This window comes from Streptomyces sp. NBC_01237 (assembly GCF_035917275.1).
GTDB lineage: Bacteria > Actinomycetota > Actinomycetes > Streptomycetales > Streptomycetaceae > Streptomyces.
In genome coordinates this window covers 1,503,809-1,521,086 of the sequence record NZ_CP108508.1, presented here as the reverse complement: position 1 = coordinate 1,521,086, position 17,278 = coordinate 1,503,809, and the positions used below count along the sequence as shown (strand labels likewise).

Below are 17,278 nucleotides of genomic sequence, written 5' to 3'. Positions count from 1 at the left end.
CCTGTACGAGACGGAGTGGCACCGGATGCAGCACGCAGTGGGGGCCCCGCTGCCGCCGCCCCAAGGACCCGGAAACGGACCTGCCGGCTGGACGCACCAGGCTCAGCACCCCGGCCACCCCGGACCTCCGGGGCGGCCACCGATACCTCCGCCGCCTCTGCCCATGGGCCATGGGCAGGTCCCGGGGGGCCAGGGGCAGAGCGCCCCGGGACCGGCGCCGCAGCACGTTCCCGTTCCTCAGCACGTTCCCGCGCCTCCGCAGGCACCTGCTCCGCAGCACACTCCCGCGCCCGGCTCGCGGGAGACGTCCGGGCACGTGCAGCTGCCCCCGGGCGGCCCCGTACCGCTGCCCGCGTACCCCGCAGAGGCCGGCACCGGCGCGGCGACCCTCGCCGTCCTGCTGATCGGCCCGGCGGGCGCCGGAAAGACCACGGTCGCCAGGCTCTGGGCGGCCCGCCGCAGAGTCCCCACCGCGCATGTCTCCCTCGACGACGTACGCGAATGGGTCTGCTCCGGCTTCGCCGACCCGCAGGCCGGGTGGAACGACCACTCCGAGGCGCAGTACCGCCTCGCGCGCCGCACCTGTGGCTTCGCCGCCCGCAACTTCCTCGCCAACGGCATCTCCTGCATCCTCGACGACGCCGTCTTCCCGGACCGGCCCGTCGTCGGTCTCGGCGGCTGGAAGCGCCACGTCGGCCCGGGACTGCTGCCGGTCGTCCTGCTGCCCGGCCTGGAGATCGTCCTGGAGCGCAACGCGGCCCGCAGCGGCAACCGTCGCCTCTCCGACGAGGAGGTCGCCCGGATCCACGGCCGGATGGCCGGCTGGTACGGCTCCGGCCTGCCGATCATCGACAACTCCACGTACGACGTCGAGACCACCGCCCGGGTCCTGGACGACGTGCTCGCCCGGTCGATAGCCAGCCCGCCCGCATGGTAGGGCAGCGGTGACGCGCCCCCCGGTCGGATGCGCTGACCGGGCGAAGCTCCGCCCCCGCTCGTACGCTCGGGGCATGTCAGAGGTGTACGCCGTCCGACGCGGGCTGCTCCGCGACCGGTGCGCCGCCGTCGGATCCGCGGCCGCCCTGGTCTCCCGCCCCGCCAATGTCCGCTACCTCGCCGGCGGAGCGCCTCCCGGCGCCGTGCTGCTGCTCGGCGCCGACGAGGACGTGCTGCTCTGCCCGCGGGTCCCGACGGGCGATCCCGCCCACGGGCGGCCCGACGAGGCGCTGCGGCTGTCCGTGCTGCCCGCCCCGGACGGCGACCCGGTCGTCGCCGCCGCCGATCTGGCGACGTCCGCGGGCGCGGAGTCCCTCGCCGTCGAGGAGCACGATCTGACGGTCGCCCGCCACCGGGCCATCGGCTCGGTCGCCCCCCGGCTCCGCCTCGGCGATCTGGGCTGCACCGTGGAGCAGCTGAGGATCGTCAAGGACGAGGAGGAGATCGCCTGTCTGCGGATCGCCGCCGAGATCACCGATCAGGCCCTCGGTGAACTCCTCGAATCGATCCTCGTGGGCCGCACCGAACGTCACCTCGCCCTGGAGCTGGAGCGCCGTCTGGTCGACCACGGCGCGGACGGTCCCGCATTCGAGACATCCGTCGCCACCGGCCCCAATTCGGGGCAGGGGCGGCACCGGCCCTCGGACCGACGGGTCGAGGAAGGCGATTTCCTCTCCGTCTGCCTGGGGGCGAACTATCGCGGCTACCGCTGCGAGATCGGCCGCACCTTCGTCATCGGCACCGCTCCGGCGGACTGGCAGATCGAGCTCTACGACCTCGTTTTCGCCGCTCAGCGGGCCGGACGTGAGGCATTGACCCCCGGCGCCGCCTACCGTGACGTCGACCGTGCGGCCCGTCAGGTACTGGACCGAGCGGGCCATGGAGAGGGCCTCGTACCATGGACCGGTCACGGGGTGGGCCTCGAAATCGACGAGGACCCGCAATTGGCACCGACGGCCATGGGTAAACTGGACGCTTGTGTGCCGGTCACCGTCGAACCGGGGGTTCACCTCCCGGGCCGGGGCGGTGTCCGGATCGATGACACGCTCGTCGTGCGCCCCGAGGCGGACGGCGGACCCGAGCTACTCACCATGACGACCAAGGAGCTGCTCGCGCTCTAGCGCGCATCCTTGGCCGTTCCACCAGCTTCAGTCCAGGAGATTCCGCAACCGTGGCTTCCACGAACGACCTCAAGAACGGCCTGGTGCTCAAGCTCGACGGAGGCCAGCTCTGGTCCGTCGTCGAGTTCCAGCACGTCAAGCCCGGCAAGGGCCCCGCCTTCGTGCGCACCAAGCTCAAGAACGTGCTCTCCGGCAAGGTCGTCGACAAGACGTTCAACGCCGGTGTGAAGGTCGAAACGGCCACCATTGACCGCCGTGACATGCAGTTCTCGTACATGGACGGCGAGTACTTCGTCTTCATGGACATGAACACGTACGACCAGCTGATGGTCGACCGCAAGGCTGTCGGCGACGCCGCCAACTTCCTGATCGAGGGCTTCACCGCCTCCGTCGCCCAGCACGAGGGCGAGGTGCTCTACGTCGAGCTGCCCGCCGCGGTCGAGCTGACCATCCAGCACACCGACCCGGGCGTCCAGGGCGACCGCTCCACCGGTGGCAGCAAGCCCGCCACCCTGGAGACCGGTTACGAGATCGGCGTGCCGCTCTTCATCACCACCGGCGAGAAGATCAAGGTCGACACCCGCACGGGCGACTACCTCGGCCGGGTGAACAGCTAACCGTGGCTGCTCGGAACAAGGCCCGCAAGCGCGCCTTCCAGATCCTCTTCGAGGCCGACCAGCGCGGTGAGTCCGTGCAGACGGTCCTCGCGGACTGGGTTCGGCACTCGCGGACCGACGACCGTCAGCCGCCGGTCGGCGAATTCACGATGGAGCTCGTCGAGGGGTACGCGCAGTACGCGGACCGGATCGACGACCTCATCGTCACCTACGCCGTGGACTGGGAGATCGACCGGATGCCGGTCGTCGACCGGAGCATCCTGCGGCTCGGTGCGTATGAGCTGATCTGGATGGACGAGACCCCGGACGCCGTGGTGATCGACGAGGCGGTCCAGCTCGCCAAGGAGTTCTCCACCGATGACTCACCGTCCTTCGTGAACGGCCTGCTGGCCCGTTTCAAGGACCTCAAGCCGAATCTCCGCCGGGAGCAGTAGTCTCCGGCGGCGTTCTGCCGACGAAGGGCCCACGGTCGTGCGACCGTGGGCCCTTCGTCATGTCCCGGCAACGCCCGGCGGGCGGTTCCCGTGCGGCCGGCTCCTCCTCCGCGGGGAGCCGGGCAACGAGAACGCCGGGCGGGCGGGGCACCCTGTGGGGCCCCGCCCGCCCGGCGGTACTTCTCTGCTCTGCTGGGCTCTCCCGGGAGGCCCGCTCGCCCGAGGGGCTCAGCCCTCTTCGTGGGCGACCGCGCGACGCGCGTCGGCGTCCAGCACACCCCAGCTGATCAGCTGCTCCGTGAGTACGGACGGCGACTGGTCGTAGATCACGGCCAGCGTGCGCAGGTCGTCCTGGCGGATCGAGAGCACCTTGCCGTTGTAGTCACCGCGCTGGCTCTGGATCGTCGCGGCGTAGCGCTGCAGCGGTCCGGCCTTCTCCGGCGGGACGTGGGCGAGGCGCTCAAGGTCGAGGACGAGCTTCGGCGGCGGCTCGGCGGCCCCGCCCGGAGTCGTACCGGGCAGCAGCTCCTGCACCGGGACCCCGTAGAAATCCGCCAGCTCGGCGAGGCGCTGCACGGTGACGGCACGGTCGCCGCGCTCGTACGAACCGACCACGACGGCCTTCCACCGGCCCTGCGACTTCTCCTCCACGCCGTGGAGGGAGAGGCCCTGCTGGGTGCGGATGGCGCGGAGCTTGGCCCCGAGCTGTTTTGCGTATTCGCTGGACATAAGGCTCCCCGGACGCTGGAACATTCTGCGGCTCCGCCGCGTGGCTGGTAACTCACTGTGAGGTTACGCAGCGTTACTTGGATGCGTCAAGCCGAAAGGTTCGGACCGGTACCTCCCGGGGGTGCTGCCGGAGCCCTGTGCAAGCCCTGGTAACGTGGATGACGCAATTTCGACGTCCTTTAAGATCCGTCCAGTGAGGCGGAGAAGGAGGTCCGTTTCTTATGGACGCACAGCATGACCACACCGGCAACGCGGCACGCCCCGTTCTCGAGGCGCCCGACATCGCCCGTGTGCTGACCCGAATCGCCCACGAGATCGTCGAACGCGCCAAGGGCGCCGACGACGTGGTGCTGCTCGGCATCCCGACGCGAGGCGTGTTCCTCGCCCGTCGGCTCGCCGAGAAACTCGAAGAGATCACCGGCCGGAACATGCCGGTGGGATCGCTCGACATCACGATGTACCGCGACGACCTGAGGATGCGCCCGGCGCGCGCCCTGGCGCGTACCGAGATCCCCGGTGAGGGCATCGAGGGCAGCCTGGTCGTCCTGGTCGACGACGTGCTCTTCTCCGGCCGCACGATCCGCGCCGCACTCGACGCGCTCGGCGACATCGGCCGCCCCCGCGCCGTGCAGCTCGCGGTCCTCGTCGACCGCGGTCACCGCGAACTCCCCATCCGTGCCGACTACGTCGGCAAGAACCTCCCGACGTCGCTGCGGGAAACGGTCAAGGTCCAGCTCGCCGAGGAGGACGGCCGCGACGCCGTGCTGCTCGGTGTCCAGCAGACCGCCCCTGCGGACGGGCAGTAGCCACCCTCCCGTACGACCCCCGTCGGGCCGTACGGCCGCTTCCGCACGCCCGCATGCCTGAAAAACCTCCAGCAACCGGAGAACCCCAGATGATGCGTCACCTCATCTCGGCCGCCGATCTCACCCGCGACGACGCCGTCCTGATCCTCGACACCGCCGAGGAGATGGCCCGGGTCGCGGACCGGCCGATCAAGAAGCTTCCGACCCTGCGCGGCCGTACCGTCGTCAACCTCTTCTTCGAGGACTCGACGCGTACCCGCATCTCCTTCGAGGCCGCGGCCAAGCGCCTCTCCGCCGACGTCATCAACTTCTCCGCGAAGGGCTCGTCCGTCTCCAAGGGCGAGTCGCTCAAGGACACCGCCCTGACCCTGGAGGCGATGGGCGCGGACGCCGTCGTCATCCGGCACGGCGCCTCCGGCGCGCCGTACCGGCTCGCCACCTCCGGCTGGATCGACGGCGCCGTCGTCAACGCCGGTGACGGCACCCACGAGCACCCCACCCAGGCGCTCCTGGACGCCTTCACCATGCGCCGCCGGCTGGTCGGCGCCGACAGCGGCCTGGGCGGGGACCTCGAAGGCCGCCGGATCACCGTCGTCGGCGACATCCTGCACAGCCGGGTCGCCCGCTCCAACGTCCACCTGCTGACCACCCTCGGCGCGCACGTCACTCTGGTGGCCCCGCCGACCCTGGTGCCGGTCGGCGTGGAGGCATGGCCCTGCGACGTCAGCTACAGCCTGGACAAGGTGCTGCCGGACTCCGACGCGGTGATGATGCTGCGTGTGCAGCGTGAGCGGATGAACGCCGCGTACTTCCCGACCGAGCGCGAGTACTCCCGCCGCTACGGCCTGGACGGCGAGCGCATGGCGAAGATGCCCGGCCACGCCATCGTCATGCACCCCGGCCCCATGGTCCGCGGCATGGAGATCACCGCCGAGGTCGCCGACTCCGACCGCTGCACGGTCGTCGAGCAGGTCGCCAACGGGGTCTCGATCCGCATGGCCGTCCTGTACCTGCTGCTCGGCGGTTCCGGGACGGCAACGCCGTCCGCCGCCCCCGCCGCCAGTTCCGCCCGTACCGAGGAGAACACGAAACCATGAGCAAGATCCTTATCCGCGGCGCGAAGATCCTCGGCGGCGAGCCGCAGGACGTCCTGATCGACGGCGAGACCATCGAACGCGTCGGCACCGGCATCGAGGCCGGGGACGCCACGGTCGTCGAGGCGGCGGGCCGGATCCTGCTGCCCGGCCTGGTCGACCTGCACACCCATCTGCGCGAGCCCGGCCGCGAGGACTCCGAGACCGTCCTGACCGGCACCAAGGCCGCCGCGGTCGGCGGCTTCACCGCCGTGCACGCCATGGCCAACACCTTCCCGGTCGCCGACACCGCGGGCGTCGTCGAGCAGGTCTGGCGGCTCGGCAGGGAGTCCGGCTACTGCGACGTGCAGCCCATCGGGGCCGTCACGGTCGGCCTGGAGGGCAAGCAGCTCGCCGAGCTCGGCGCGATGCACGACTCCGCCGCCGGAGTGAAGGTCTTCTCCGACGACGGCAAGTGCGTCGACGACGCCGTGATCATGCGCCGCGCCCTGGAGTACGTGAAGGCGTTCGACGGAGTCGTCGCCCAGCACGCCCAGGAGCCCCGCCTCACCGAGGGCGCCCAGATGAACGAGGGCATCGTCTCCGCCGAGCTGGGTCTCGGCGGCTGGCCCGCCGTCGCCGAGGAGTCGATCATCGCCCGCGATGTCCTCCTCGCCGCCCATGTCGGCTCCCGGGTGCACATCTGCCACCTCTCGACCGCCGGCTCCGTGGAGATCGTGCGCTGGGCCAAGTCCAAGGGCTGGAACGTCACCGCCGAGGTCACCCCGCACCACCTGCTCCTCACCGACGAGCTGGTCCGTTCCTACAACCCGGTCTACAAGGTGAACCCGCCGCTGCGCACCGAGGCCGACGTCATGGCCCTGCGCGAGGCACTCGCCGACGGCACCATCGACTGCGTCGCCACCGACCACGCCCCGCACCCGCACGAGGACAAGGACTGCGAGTGGGCCGCGGCCGCCATGGGCATGGTGGGCCTGGAGACCGCGCTCTCCGTCGTCCAGCAGACGATGGTGGACACCGGCCTCATCGACTGGGCGGGCGTAGCCGACCGGATGTCCACGCGCCCCGCGGCCATCGGCCGCCTCGAAGGACACGGCCGCCCCGTCTCGGCGGGTGAGCCCGCCAACCTCACCCTGGTCGATCCGGCATACCGTGGGGTTGTGGACCCCGCAGGCTTCGCGTCCCGCAGCCGCAACACTCCGTACGAGGGTCGCGAGCTGCCGGGCCGTGTCACCCACACCTTCCTGCGGGGCCGTGCCACGGTCGTCGACGGGAAGCTCGCGTGACAACACTCACCCCCCTGTACCAGCTGGCCGCCGAACAGAAGTCGGCCGAAGTGACCGACTGGTCCGCCCGCATCAGCTGGGTCCTCGGACTGCTCGTCCTGGTCGCCTTCGTCTACTGGCTGATGCGCCAGGGCTGGAAGTGGCGCGCCACCCTCCAGTCCGGCCTGCCGGAACTCGCCACCACCCCGGACGGGTTCGCGGACGACGAGCCGCTGCTGACCCTCACCGGCCGCTACCACGCCTCGACGACCGCCGGGCAGTGGCTCGACCGGATCGTCGCGCACGGCCTGGGCACCCGCAGCAGGGTCGAGCTCACGCTCACCACGCAGGGCCTGGACGTCGTACGCCCCGGCGCGGCCGGATTCTTCGTGCCGGCCGCCGCCCTGCGCGAGGCCCGCCTCGACAAGGCGCTCGCGGGCAAGGTCCTCCCCGAGGGCGGCCTGCTGATCATCACCTGGGCGCACGGCGACCAGCTGATCGACTCGGGATTCCGCTCCGACCACGCGGCCGAACACCAGGCCTGGGCGGACGCCGTCAACCACCTCACCAGCACTACGGAAGGCACCGCACGATGACGATCTCCCACCCGGGGAACGCCTCGAAGAGGACAGCGGCGTCTCCCGCCGTACTCGTCCTGGAGGACGGCCGCTCCTTCCGCGGCCGCGCCTACGGCGCCGTCGGGGAGACCTTCGGCGAGGCGGTGTTCTCCACCGGCATGACCGGCTACCAGGAGACGCTGACCGACCCCTCGTACCACCGCCAGGTCGTCGTGATGACCGCCCCGCACGTCGGCAACACCGGTGTGAACGACGAGGACCCCGAGTCGCAGCGGATCTGGGTCTCCGGATACGTCGTACGCGACCCCGCCCGGGTGCCCTCCAACTGGCGCTCGCGCCGCTCGCTCGACGAGGAGCTGGAGCGCCAGGGCGTCGTCGGCATCAGCGGCATCGACACCCGCGCGCTCACCCGCCACCTGCGCGAGCGCGGCGCCATGCGCGTCGGCATCTTCTCCGGGAACGCCATCGCCGACGAGGGCGTGCTCCTCGCCAAGGTGCGCCAGGCCCCCGAGATGAGCGGCGCCGACCTCTCCGCCGAGGTCGCGACCAAGGAGGCGTACGTCGTCCCCGCGATCGGCACCAAGAAGTTCACCGTCGCCGCGATCGACCTCGGCATCAAGGGCATGACCCCGCACCGGATGGCCGAGCGCGGCATCGAGGTGCACGTCCTGCCCGCCACGGCCACCCTGGAGGAGGTGTACGCGGTCAAGCCCGACGGCGTCTTCTTCTCCAACGGCCCCGGCGACCCGTCCACCGCCGAGCACCCCGTCGCCGTCATGCGCGGTGTCCTGGAGCGGCGGACCCCGCTCTTCGGCATCTGCTTCGGCAACCAGATCCTGGGCCGCGCCCTCGGCTTCGGCACCTACAAGCTGAAGTACGGCCACCGCGGCATCAACCAGCCCGTGCAGGACCGCACGACCGGCAAGGTCGAGGTCACCGCGCACAACCACGGCTTCGCCGTCGACGCCCCGCTCGACAAGGTGTCCGACACCGAGTTCGGCCGCGCCGAGGTCTCCCACGTCTGCCTGAACGACCAGGTCGTCGAGGGGCTCCAGCTCCTGGACCGGCCGGCCTTCAGCGTCCAGTACCACCCCGAAGCCGCCGCGGGCCCGCACGACGCCGCGTACCTCTTCGACCGTTTCGTTTCCCTGATGGAGGGCCAGCGTGCCTAAGCGCTCCGATATCCAGTCCGTCCTGGTCATCGGCTCCGGCCCGATCGTCATCGGCCAGGCCGCCGAATTCGACTACTCCGGTACCCAGGCGTGCCGCGTCCTCAAGGCCGAGGGCCTGCGCGTCATCCTGGTGAACTCCAACCCGGCGACGATCATGACCGACCCGGAGATCGCCGACGCCACGTACGTCGAGCCGATCACCCCCGAGTTCGTCGAGAAGATCATCGCCAAGGAGCGCCCCGACGCGCTCCTCCCCACGCTGGGCGGCCAGACCGCGCTCAACACCGCGATCTCCATGCACGAGAACGGTGTCCTGGAGAAGTACGGCGTCGAGCTCATCGGCGCCAACGTCGAGGCCATCAACAAGGGCGAGGACCGCGACCTCTTCAAGGGCGTCGTGGAGGCCGTCAAGGCGAAGATCGGTTACGGCGAGTCCGCCCGCTCCGTCATCTGCCACACCATGGACGACATCATCAAGGGTGTCGACACGCTCGGCGGCTACCCCGTCGTCGTCCGCCCCTCCTTCACCATGGGCGGCGCCGGCTCCGGCTTCGCCCACGACGAGGAGGAGCTGCGCCGTATCGCCGGACAGGGCCTCACGCTCTCCCCGACCACCGAGGTGCTCCTGGAGGAGTCCATCCTCGGCTGGAAGGAGTACGAGCTGGAGCTGATGCGCGACAAGAACGACAACGTCGTGGTCGTCTGCTCCATCGAGAACTTCGACCCCATGGGCGTCCACACGGGTGACTCGATCACCGTCGCCCCGGCGATGACGCTCACCGACCGCGAGTACCAGCGGCTGCGCGACATCGGCATCGCGATCATCCGTGAGGTCGGCGTCGACACCGGCGGCTGCAACATCCAGTTCGCCATCGACCCGACCGACGGCCGGGTCATCGTCATCGAGATGAACCCGCGGGTCTCCCGCTCCTCGGCGCTCGCCTCCAAGGCCACCGGCTTCCCGATCGCCAAGATCGCCGCCAAGCTGGCCGTCGGCTACACGCTCGACGAGATCCCGAACGACATCACCGAGAAGACCCCGGCCTCCTTCGAGCCGACCCTCGACTACGTCGTGGTCAAGGCCCCGCGCTTCGCCTTCGAGAAGTTCCCCTCCGCCGACTCCACCCTCACCACCACCATGAAGTCGGTGGGCGAGGCCATGGCGATCGGCCGGAACTTCACCGAGGCGCTGCAGAAGGCCCTGCGCTCCCTGGAGAAGAAGGGCTCGCAGTTCGCCTTCACCGGTGAGCCCGGCGACAAGACCGAGCTGCTGGCCGAGGCCGTCCGCCCGACCGACGGCCGGATCAACACCGTCATGCAGGCGATCCGGGCCGGCGCCACCCAGGAAGAGGTCTTCGACGCCACGAAGATCGACCCCTGGTTCGTCGACCAGCTCTTCCTGATCAAGGAGATCGCCGACGAGCTGGCCGCCGCCGAGCGCCTGGACGGCGACCTGATCGCCGAGGCCAAGCGGCACGGCTTCTCCGACGCACAGATCGCCGAGATCCGCGGCCTGCGCGAGGAGGTCGTACGCGAGGTCCGCCACGCCCTCGGTATCCGCCCGGTCTACAAGACCGTTGACACGTGCGCCGCCGAGTTCGCCGCGAACACGCCGTACTTCTACTCCTCCTACGACGAGGAGAGCGAGGTCGCGAGCCGCACCAAGCCCGCCGTGATCATCCTGGGCTCGGGACCCAACCGGATCGGCCAGGGCATCGAGTTCGACTACTCGTGCGTCCACGCCTCCTTCGCGCTGAGCGACGCGGGCTACGAGACCGTGATGGTCAACTGCAACCCCGAGACCGTCTCCACCGACTACGACACCTCCGACCGGCTGTACTTCGAGCCGCTGACGCTGGAGGACGTGCTGGAGATCGTGCACGCCGAGTCGCTGGCGGGCCCCATCGCCGGTGTCATCGTCCAGCTCGGCGGCCAGACCCCGCTGGGCCTCTCGCAGGCGCTGAAGGACAACGGCGTGCCCGTCGTCGGTACGCCCCCGGAGGCGATCCACGCCGCCGAGGACCGCGGCGCCTTCGGCCGGGTCCTCGCCGAGGCCGGACTGCCCGCGCCCAAGCACGGCACCGCCACCACGTTCGCCGAGGCCAAGGCCATCGCCGACGAGATCGGCTACCCCGTCCTCGTACGCCCCAGCTATGTGCTCGGCGGACGCGGCATGGAGATCGTGTACGACGAGATCCGCCTCTCCTCGTACATCGCCGAGTCCACCGAGATCAGCCCCACCCGGCCGGTCCTGGTCGACCGCTTCCTCGACGACGCGATCGAGATCGACGTCGACGCGCTCTACGACGGCACCGAGCTGTACCTCGGCGGCGTCATGGAGCACATCGAGGAGGCCGGTATCCACTCCGGCGACTCGGCCTGCGCACTGCCCCCGATCACGCTCGGCGGCTACGACATCAAGCGGCTGCGCGCCTCCACCGAGGGCATCGCCAAGGGCGTCGGCGTACGCGGACTGATCAACATCCAGTTCGCTCTCTCCGGCGACATCCTGTACGTCCTGGAAGCCAACCCGCGCGCCTCGCGCACCGTCCCCTTCACCTCGAAGGCGACCGCGGTACCGCTCGCGAAGGCCGCCGCCCGCATCTCGCTGGGCGCGACCGTGGCCGAGCTGCGCGAGGAGGGGCTGCTCCCGAAGACCGGCGACGGCGGCACCCTGCCGCTGGACGCGCCGATCTCCGTCAAGGAGGCCGTCCTGCCGTGGTCGCGCTTCCGCGACATCCACGGCCGGGGCGTCGACACGGTCCTCGGCCCGGAGATGCGCTCTACCGGCGAGGTCATGGGCATCGACTCGGTCTTCGGCACGGCGTACGCCAAGTCGCAGGCCGGCGCGTACGGCCCGCTGCCCACCGAGGGCCGCGCGTTCATCTCCGTCGCCAACCGCGACAAGCGCTCGATGATCTTCCCGGCCCGCGAGCTGGTCGCGCACGGCTTCGAGCTGTTCGCCACCTCCGGCACCGCCGAGGTCCTCAGGCGCAACGGCATCCACGCCACGGTCGTGCGCAAGCAGTCCGAGGGCGAGGGCCCCAACGGCGAGAGGACCATCGTCCAGCTGATCCACGACGGCGAGGTCGACCTGATCGTCAACACGCCGTACGGCACGGGCGGCCGGCTCGACGGCTACGAGATCCGCACCGCGGCCGTCGCCCGGTCCGTGCCCTGCCTGACCACGGTCCAGGCGCTCGCCGCCGCGGTCCAGGGCATCGACGCGCTCAACCACGGTGACGTGGGCGTACGTTCCCTCCAGGAACACGCGGAACATCTGACCGCGGCCCGCGACTAGCAGCCAGCAGGGGGACACCGGAAACGGTGTCCCCCTCTCTGTGAGCCCCGCTCTCCGTGAGCCCCCGCCGAGCACCGTCGGCACGCCGAGCACCTGAGCACATCGAGGACACCCAGATGTACAAGTTCTTCTTCCAGCTGGTCTTCAAGCGGATGGACCCGGAGCAGGCGCACCACCTGGCCTTCCGCTGGATCCGCCTCGCCGCCCGTATCCCCGTACTGCGCACCTTCGTCGCCGCCGCGCTCGCCCCGCGCCACAGGGAGCTGCGGACCGAGGCCCTCGGACTGCGGATGCACGGCCCCTTCGGGCTCGCCGCCGGCTTCGACAAGAACGCCGTCGCGATCGACGGCATGTCGATGCTCGGCTTCGACCACATCGAGATCGGTACGGTCACCGGCGAACCGCAGCCCGGCAACCCCAGGAAGCGGCTCTTCCGCCTCGTCGCGGACCGCGCGCTGATCAACCGCATGGGCTTCAACAACGAGGGCTCCGCCGCCGTGGCCGAGCGCCTCGCCGCCCGCAACCCGGTCTTCCGGACCACGGTCGGCGTCAACATCGGCAAGACCAAGGTGGTACCCGAGGCCGAAGCGGTCGCCGACTACGTGAAGTCCACCGAGCGCCTCGCCGCGCACGCCGACTATCTCGTGGTGAACGTCTCCTCGCCCAACACGCCCGGCCTGCGCAACCTCCAGGCGACCGAGGCGCTGCGCCCGCTGCTCTCCGCGGTGCGCGAGGCCGCCGACCGCACGGTCACCGGCCGCCGGGTCCCGCTGCTCGTCAAGATCGCCCCGGACCTCGCGGACGAGGACGTCGACGCGGTCGCCGACCTCGCGGTCGAGCTCGGCCTGGACGGCATCATCGCCACCAACACCACGATCGCCCGTGACGGCCTCGGCCTGAAGTCCTCGCCCTCCCTGGTCAAGGAGGCGGGCGGGCTCTCCGGGGCACCCCTCAAGGAGCGCTCGCTGGAGGTCCTGAGCCGTCTGTACGCCCGTGTGGGCGACGAGATCACCCTCGTGGGCGTCGGGGGCATCGAGAACGCCGAGGACGCCTGGCAGCGCATCCTGGCCGGCGCCACGCTCGTGCAGGGCTACAGCGCCTTCATCTACGAGGGCCCGTTCTACGCCCGCGCCATCCACAAGGGGCTGGCCGCACGCCTGGCCGCCTCCCCGTACGCCACGCTCGCCGATGCCGTCGGCGCCGAGACCCGGAAGGTGTCGCAGTGACCCCCGAACCCTTCGGCGCACGCCTGCGCCACGCCATGGACACCCGCGGGCCGCTCTGCGTCGGCATCGACCCGCACGCCTCGCTGCTCACCTCCTGGGGCCTGAGCGACGACATCTCGGGTCTGGAGCGCTTCACCCGTACGGTCGTGGAGGCCCTGGCCGACCGGGTCGCCGTGCTCAAGCCGCAGTCCGCGTTCTTCGAGCGGTTCGGCTCGCGCGGGATCGCCGTGCTGGAGAAGGCCGTCGCCGAGGCGCGGGCGGCCGGCGCGCTGGTCCTGATGGACGCCAAGCGCGGCGACATCGGCTCCACCATGGGCGCCTACGCGGCGACCTACCTGGACAAGGACTCGCCGCTGTTCTCGGACGCGGTCACCGTCTCGCCCTATCTCGGCTTCGGTTCGCTGCGTCCGGCGCTGGACGCGGCAGCGGTCTCCGGCACGGGGGTCTTCGTGCTCGCCCTCACCTCCAACCCGGAGGGCGCCCAGGTGCAGCGGGCCACCGCGGCCGACGGCCGTTCGCTCGCCCAGCTGATGCTCGACCACATGGCGGCGGAGAACGAGGGCGCCACGCCGCTCGGCTCCGTCGGCGCGGTGGTCGGTGCCACGCTCGGCGACGCGGGGGTGAATCTGGCCATCAACGGCCCGCTGCTCGCCCCCGGCATCGGCGCCCAGGGCGCGACCCCCGCCGATCTGCCGGCGGTGTTCGGCGACGCGGTGGGCAATGTGGTGCCCAGCGTGAGCCGGGGCGTGCTGCGCCACGGTCCGGACGCGTCAGGGCTGCGCGAAGCGGCCGAACGGTTCGCGGACGAGGTCCGTGAGGCCGTGGCCGGGAGCTGACCCTGACACGTTTGCAGCGTGTTGACGAATTCCTGACCCGAAATCCCTGCTATTTCGCCGGAAATGTCCTGGTCGGCTGAGGCTGACCAGGACTTTTCGTCCGTTCTCGCTGACTCAGACGGCCTTGGCCGCTAGTCTCCGTCGAGAGCCAACGAGCACAGGTTGTTTCGTTGCTCACCAGGTGTGGGGCGACTAGGTTCCTCACCGGTCCGTATCCGACAGATCGACATCCGAGGTGACGTAGGCGTGGCTCTTCCGCCCCTTACCCCTGAACAGCGCGCAGCCGCGCTCGAAAAGGCCGCCGCGGCTCGCCGGGAGCGGGCCGAGGTCAAGAATCGACTCAAGCACTCCGGTGCCTCGCTCCAAGAAGTCATCAAGCAGGGCCAGGAGAACGACGTCATCGGCAAGATGAAGGTCTCCGCACTCCTTGAGTCCCTGCCGGGCGTGGGCAAGGTCCGCGCCAAGCAGATCATGGAGCGTCTCGGGATCTCCGAGAGCCGCCGAGTCCGGGGTCTCGGCTCCAACCAGATCGCATCCCTGGAGCGTGAGTTCGGCGGCACCGCCGCCTGACGTTCTCAGGCACTCCTGAGAACCTGGATAATCGCTCCATGGCTGCAACATCCCGGGGGACGTCCCCCGTACCCCCGGACGTACGTCCGCGGCTGACCGTGCTCTCCGGCCCCTCGGGTGTCGGCAAGAGCACGGTCGTCGCTCATATGCGCAAGGTTCACCCCGAGGTATGGCTCTCCGTGTCGGCGACGACCCGTAGGCCACGCCCCGGGGAGAGCAACGGCGTCCACTACTTCTTCGTGGACGACGAGGAGTTCGACAAGCTCGTCGCCAACGGTGAACTGCTGGAGTGGGCCGAGTTCGCGGGCAACCGGTACGGCACGCCGCGCCGGGCCGTCCTCGACCGCCTGGAGGCAGGTGAGCCGGTCCTGCTGGAGATCGATCTCCAGGGGGCCCGGCTGGTCCGCCAGTCGATGGCCGACGCGCGCCTGGTCTTCCTGGCTCCGCCGAGCTGGGAAGAACTGGTGCGCCGGCTCACCGGCCGCGGCACCGAACCGCCCGAGGTCATCGAGCGCAGGCTCGCCGCCGCCAGGATCGAACTGGCCGCCGAGGCCGAGTTCGATACGACGCTGGTCAACACCTCCGTCGAGGATGTGGCCCGTGAGCTGCTAGCCTTGATGTTGCAGGCTTCCGCCCACCGTGACAGCAGCGACTGAATCCCACGGAGCACCATCCGGCGGATGCCGCACTATCAAAGATTTCTTTGATCTTTACCCCCTTCGGAAGGCAGAGAGTGTCCTCTTCCATCACCACGCCCGAGGGCATCATCAACCCGCCGATTGATGAGCTCCTCGAGGCCACCGACTCGAAGTACAGCCTTGTGATCTACGCCGCCAAGCGCGCGCGCCAGATCAACGCGTACTACTCGCAGCTCGGCGAAGGTCTCCTTGAGTACGTCGGTCCGCTCGTCGACACCCACGTGCACGAGAAGCCGCTCTCGATCGCGCTCCGCGAGATCAACGCGGGTCTGCTGACCTCCGAGCCCATCGAGGGCCCCGCGCAGTAGGCGGCAAAGCACCTTCATCTCAGGCCCGGCGGGCATTCCGCCGGGCCTGAGGTGTGTCCCGGGGTCCCGTGCGGGCGGTCACCGGCCGGTGAGGCAGCATGGGGTGACACGTAGCCGAGTGCGGGGAGACGCAGTGCAGAAGCCGAAGGTCGTCCTGGGGGTCAGCGGAGGCATCGCCGCCTACAAGGCGTGCGAGCTGCTGCGCCGGCTGACCGAGTCCGGACACGACGTACGGGTCGTGCCGACCGAGTCCTCGCTGCACTTCGTGGGGGCCGCCACCTGGTCCGCGCTCTCCGGCCACCCCGTCTCGACCGAGGTCTGGGACGACGTCCACGAGGTGCCGCACGTACGCATCGGACAGGGCGCCGACCTCGTCGTGGTCGCCCCGGCCACCGCGGACATGCTCGCCAAGGCCGCCCACGGCCTCGCCGACGACCTCCTCACCAACACGCTGCTCACCGCCCGTTGTCCGGTGGTCTTCGCGCCCGCCATGCACACCGAGATGTGGGAGCACCCCGCCACCCAGGAGAACATCGCCACCCTGCGCCGCCGCGGTGCCGTCGTCATCGAGCCCGCGGTCGGCCGGCTCACCGGCGTCGACACCGGCAAGGGCCGGCTGCCCGACCCCGGCGAGATCTTCGAGGTCTGCCGGCGCGTCCTGACCCGCGGTCCCGCCGAGCCCGACCTCGCGGGCCGCCATGTGGTGATCAGCGCGGGCGGCACGCGCGAACCCCTCGACCCCGTCCGCTACCTCGGCAACCGCTCCTCCGGCAAGCAGGGGTACGCGCTGGCGCGCACCGCGGTCGCCCGCGGGGCCAGGGTCACGCTGATCGAGGCCAACACCGGACTGCCCGACCCGGCGGGCGCCGACGTGCTGCGGGCCGGAACGGCCGTCCAGCTGCGTGAGGCCGTACTGAAGGCCGCGGCGGACGCGGACGTCGTGGTGATGGCGGCGGCGGTGGCCGATTTCCGGCCCGCCGAGTACGCCCAGGGCAAGATCAAGAAGAAGGACGGTCAGGAGCCCGCCGCCGTCGCGCTCGTCCGGAACCCCGACATCCTCGCCGAGGTCGCCGCCGGCCGGGCCCGGCCGGAACAGATCGTCGTGGGTTTCGCCGCCGAGACCGACGACGTTCTCGCCAACGGGCGGCAGAAGCTCCGCCGCAAGGGCTGTGATCTGCTCGTCGTCAACGAGGTGGGGGAGCGCAAGACCTTCGGCTCGGAGGAGAACGAGGCCGTGGTGCTCGCGGCGGACGGCGGTGAGACCCCGGTGCCGTACGGACCCAAGGAAGCGCTTGCCGACACGGTCTGGGACCTCGTGGTGACAAGGTTCCGCCAGATTTCACATTCGCCGCTCCGGGGGTCCGAAAGCTAGCGAAAACGGGCCCATTCGCTGCCCTGACGGGTGAATCTTCGTACCGCCGAGGGCAGTGCCGCACATCACAGACGTGCCAAAGTGCGAGACGCGTGGCCCAAGCGACGGGTGCGACCGATAAACTGGACGACGGTACGTAGCCGGGCGCAGCTCCC

The 17,278-nt window shown here is 70.3% G+C and carries 17 protein-coding genes; 16 read left to right on the top strand and 1 reads right to left on the bottom strand.

Annotation, left to right across the window (positions count from 1 at the left end; genetic code table 11):
* Positions 1–25 precede the first annotated feature (25 nt).
* From OG251_RS06675 to nusB, 4 genes are all read left to right on the top strand, one after another.
* Positions 26–937: a Pro-rich N-terminal domain-containing protein gene (locus OG251_RS06675; protein ID WP_326676288.1), complete on the top strand. Its 912-nt coding sequence runs from the start codon at positions 26–28 to the stop codon at positions 935–937.
* Positions 938–1,010: 73 nt separating this feature from the next.
* Complete coding sequence (locus OG251_RS06670; protein ID WP_326676287.1) at positions 1,011–2,117, top strand: aminopeptidase P family protein; 1,107 nt, start codon at positions 1,011–1,013, stop codon at positions 2,115–2,117.
* A 50-nt stretch (positions 2,118–2,167) separates the two neighbouring features.
* Positions 2,168–2,734, top strand: a complete 567-nt coding sequence (gene efp, locus OG251_RS06665; protein WP_031097761.1) for an elongation factor P — start codon at positions 2,168–2,170, stop codon at positions 2,732–2,734.
* A gap of 2 nt (positions 2,735–2,736) precedes the next feature.
* Complete coding sequence (gene nusB, locus OG251_RS06660; protein WP_073729486.1) at positions 2,737–3,168, top strand: transcription antitermination factor NusB; 432 nt, start codon at positions 2,737–2,739, stop codon at positions 3,166–3,168.
* Between the two features lie 228 nt (positions 3,169–3,396).
* Here nusB and bldD read toward each other — a convergent pair whose 3' ends face one another.
* Entirely contained in the window at positions 3,397–3,897 is a 501-nt protein-coding gene (bldD, locus tag OG251_RS06655) for a transcriptional regulator BldD (RefSeq protein WP_014044812.1), read from the bottom strand.
* A gap of 221 nt (positions 3,898–4,118) precedes the next feature.
* Between bldD and pyrR the strand changes: the two genes are divergently transcribed.
* The 12 genes from pyrR (at position 4,119) to coaBC (ending at position 17,123) form a co-directional block, all read left to right on the top strand.
* Positions 4,119–4,703 (top strand): bifunctional pyr operon transcriptional regulator/uracil phosphoribosyltransferase PyrR, encoded by a 585-nt coding sequence (gene pyrR, locus OG251_RS06650; RefSeq protein WP_326676286.1) that lies wholly within the window; start codon positions 4,119–4,121, stop codon positions 4,701–4,703.
* 89 nt (positions 4,704–4,792) lie between these two features.
* Positions 4,793–5,800, top strand: coding sequence for an aspartate carbamoyltransferase catalytic subunit (locus OG251_RS06645; RefSeq protein WP_073729490.1), 1,008 nt, complete (start codon positions 4,793–4,795; stop codon positions 5,798–5,800).
* Positions 5,797–7,083 carry a dihydroorotase gene (locus OG251_RS06640; protein ID WP_326676285.1) on the top strand — a complete coding sequence of 429 codons (1,287 nt, stop codon included), beginning with the start codon at positions 5,797–5,799 and terminating at the stop codon, positions 7,081–7,083. Before OG251_RS06645 ends, OG251_RS06640 begins: the two co-directional genes overlap by 4 nt.
* Positions 7,080–7,658 (top strand): PH-like domain-containing protein, encoded by a 579-nt coding sequence (locus OG251_RS06635; protein WP_326676284.1) that lies wholly within the window; start codon positions 7,080–7,082, stop codon positions 7,656–7,658. Before OG251_RS06640 ends, OG251_RS06635 begins: the two co-directional genes overlap by 4 nt.
* A complete protein-coding gene (carA, locus tag OG251_RS06630; protein ID WP_326676283.1) occupies positions 7,655–8,812 on the top strand; it encodes a glutamine-hydrolyzing carbamoyl-phosphate synthase small subunit in 1,158 nt (385 codons plus the stop codon). The genes OG251_RS06635 and carA overlap by 4 nt, the downstream gene beginning before the upstream one ends.
* Complete coding sequence (carB, locus tag OG251_RS06625) at positions 8,805–12,113, top strand: carbamoyl-phosphate synthase large subunit (RefSeq protein ID WP_326676282.1); 3,309 nt, start codon at positions 8,805–8,807, stop codon at positions 12,111–12,113. The genes carA and carB overlap by 8 nt, the downstream gene beginning before the upstream one ends.
* Before the next feature lie 116 nt (positions 12,114–12,229).
* Complete coding sequence (locus OG251_RS06620; protein ID WP_326676281.1) at positions 12,230–13,339, top strand: quinone-dependent dihydroorotate dehydrogenase; 1,110 nt, start codon at positions 12,230–12,232, stop codon at positions 13,337–13,339.
* Positions 13,336–14,175 (top strand): orotidine-5'-phosphate decarboxylase, encoded by an 840-nt coding sequence (pyrF, locus tag OG251_RS06615; RefSeq protein ID WP_326676280.1) that lies wholly within the window; start codon positions 13,336–13,338, stop codon positions 14,173–14,175. The genes OG251_RS06620 and pyrF overlap by 4 nt, the downstream gene beginning before the upstream one ends.
* A 246-nt stretch (positions 14,176–14,421) precedes the next feature.
* Complete coding sequence (locus OG251_RS06610; protein WP_014044803.1) at positions 14,422–14,745, top strand: integration host factor; 324 nt, start codon at positions 14,422–14,424, stop codon at positions 14,743–14,745.
* A gap of 38 nt (positions 14,746–14,783) precedes the next feature.
* Positions 14,784–15,401 carry a guanylate kinase gene (gmk, locus tag OG251_RS06605; RefSeq protein ID WP_326676279.1) on the top strand — a complete coding sequence of 206 codons (618 nt, stop codon included), beginning with the start codon at positions 14,784–14,786 and terminating at the stop codon, positions 15,399–15,401.
* Between the two features lie 77 nt (positions 15,402–15,478).
* Positions 15,479–15,751 carry a DNA-directed RNA polymerase subunit omega gene (gene rpoZ / locus OG251_RS06600; protein ID WP_015607348.1) on the top strand — a complete coding sequence of 91 codons (273 nt, stop codon included), beginning with the start codon at positions 15,479–15,481 and terminating at the stop codon, positions 15,749–15,751.
* Between the two features lie 133 nt (positions 15,752–15,884).
* Complete coding sequence (gene coaBC / locus OG251_RS06595; protein WP_326676278.1) at positions 15,885–17,123, top strand: bifunctional phosphopantothenoylcysteine decarboxylase/phosphopantothenate--cysteine ligase CoaBC; 1,239 nt, start codon at positions 15,885–15,887, stop codon at positions 17,121–17,123.
* Positions 17,124–17,278 lie beyond the last annotated feature (155 nt).

Bases quoted from the DNA above. Each gene is read 5' to 3' on its own strand.
- OG251_RS06675 (WP_326676288.1), top strand. From the start codon at position 26: ATGCAGCACGCAGTGGGGGCCCCGCTGCCGCCGCCCCAAGGACCCGGA.
- OG251_RS06670 (WP_326676287.1), top strand. From the start codon at position 1,011: ATGTCAGAGGTGTACGCCGTCCGACGCGGGCTGCTCCGCGACCGGTGC.
- bldD (WP_014044812.1), bottom strand. From the start codon at position 3,897: ATGTCCAGCGAATACGCAAAACAGCTCGGGGCCAAGCTCCGCGCCATC.
- pyrR (WP_326676286.1), top strand. From the start codon at position 4,119: ATGGACGCACAGCATGACCACACCGGCAACGCGGCACGCCCCGTTCTC.
- OG251_RS06645 (WP_073729490.1), top strand. From the start codon at position 4,793: ATGATGCGTCACCTCATCTCGGCCGCCGATCTCACCCGCGACGACGCC.
- OG251_RS06640 (WP_326676285.1), top strand. From the start codon at position 5,797: ATGAGCAAGATCCTTATCCGCGGCGCGAAGATCCTCGGCGGCGAGCCG.
- carA (WP_326676283.1), top strand. From the start codon at position 7,655: ATGACGATCTCCCACCCGGGGAACGCCTCGAAGAGGACAGCGGCGTCT.
- OG251_RS06620 (WP_326676281.1), top strand. From the start codon at position 12,230: ATGTACAAGTTCTTCTTCCAGCTGGTCTTCAAGCGGATGGACCCGGAG.
- gmk (WP_326676279.1), top strand. From the start codon at position 14,784: ATGGCTGCAACATCCCGGGGGACGTCCCCCGTACCCCCGGACGTACGT.